This is a genomic window from Streptomyces albus subsp. albus (assembly GCF_000719865.1).
GTDB classification, from domain to species: domain Bacteria; phylum Actinomycetota; class Actinomycetes; order Streptomycetales; family Streptomycetaceae; genus Streptomyces; species Streptomyces albus_E.
This window is the reverse complement of record NZ_JOID01000094.1, coordinates 1-602: the sequence shown is the minus strand read 5'-3', so window position 1 is coordinate 602 and position 602 is coordinate 1. Positions and strand designations below refer to the sequence as shown.

Below are 602 nucleotides of genomic sequence, written 5' to 3'. Positions count from 1 at the left end.
GCTGGCCGATGTCGAGGCGGAGGTGCTGGAGGCGCCGCCGAACGAATTCGGGTGGGTGGACTACGACTGGAACTTCGCCTGCGATGACGTCGCCTGCGCATTGAAGCTGTCGGGGACTACCGCCGCCGACCGCCTCGCGGTCGCCACCGCCCTGGAGAGCCGGTTCCCCACGACCCCTCAGGCGGCGGAGTTGGACGCCGCGATCGACGCCCATGCCGCCACCTTCACCGACGACGACCGCACCCTGAACCAGAAGCGCGTCGACGCCCTGTACGACCTGGTCGTCAACCGGCCCGTCACCGAGACCGTCCCCGGCGGCCGGTCAGCAGCCGTTGTGCAAGTCACCGCCTGCGTCTTCCCTTCCTGCCAGATGCCCGCCCACCGCTGCGACCTCGACCACATCCGCCCCTTCAACCACCAGGACCCAGAGGCTGGCGGGCCGACGGTGCCGGACAACCTGATGCCGCTGTGCCGACGCCACCACCTCCTCAAACACCGCACCCGATGGCACGTGGAACGAGATGCCCGCACCGGTGAGGTCCGCTGGACGGCACCGACCGGCCACACCTACACCAACCCACCCCACACCCCCACCACCTAAC

Annotated in this window: 1 protein-coding gene; it reads left to right on the top strand. The window is 69.4% G+C overall.

What is annotated here, in order from left to right; translation table 11 throughout:
• Window positions 1-601 (top strand): HNH endonuclease signature motif containing protein (locus IF83_RS0129525; RefSeq protein WP_030549485.1); only part of this gene is annotated, 601 nt, incomplete at its 5' end.
• Window position 602 lies beyond the last annotated feature (1 nt).